Source organism: Methanosphaera cuniculi, assembly GCF_003149675.1.
In the GTDB taxonomy this organism is placed as follows: domain Archaea; phylum Methanobacteriota; class Methanobacteria; order Methanobacteriales; family Methanobacteriaceae; genus Methanosphaera; species Methanosphaera cuniculi.
Genome location: NZ_LWMS01000041.1, coordinates 1 through 627 on the forward strand (window position 1 = coordinate 1; position 627 = coordinate 627).

General features: G+C 26.5%; 1 protein-coding gene. It reads left to right on the forward strand.

Annotation, left to right across the window (positions count from 1 at the left end; translation table 11 throughout):
- The coding region (locus tag MSCUN_RS05585) for a chitobiase/beta-hexosaminidase C-terminal domain-containing protein (protein WP_170104084.1) at window positions 1–627 on the forward strand (627 nt) is incomplete at both ends.

The window sequence follows — 627 nt, forward strand, 5'->3', positions numbered from 1 at the left end:
AAGGACAACAATCAACAGTAAACTTCTATAAAGCACCACAAATAATGACACCACCAATAACAATAATTAAACCAAAAACTATGTTAGTAAATGATAAACAAACAATACAGTTTACTACAAATATGGCAAATTCAACAATATACTACACAACAGACAATACAAACCCAAAAAATAGTAAAACAAGAAAAACAACAAAAACAGGAAATCAAATAACAATAAACAAAAACACACAATTAAAGTATTATACAGAAAATGATGGTTATCATTCAGAAGTATATACATATACACCACCACAAAACAATAATCAAAGACCAACAATAGCAGTATATAATACAACAAGAATGTATTCAAATGGAGAACAAAGAATAATGATACAATCAAATCAACCAGGAACAATATACTACACAACATGCACAAAAACAGAAACACCAATAACAAATGAATATACAGATGAAATAACAATAAATCAAGACCAAAAAATTCAAGTATACGCAGAAAATACAGAAAATACGAAAAAATCAAAAATGATAGAATACACAATACAAAATAAGTCAAAAACAATAATGAACTACACATACACAATACAAACATCAAACACATATCCAGAACACTACATTAAATTTACTT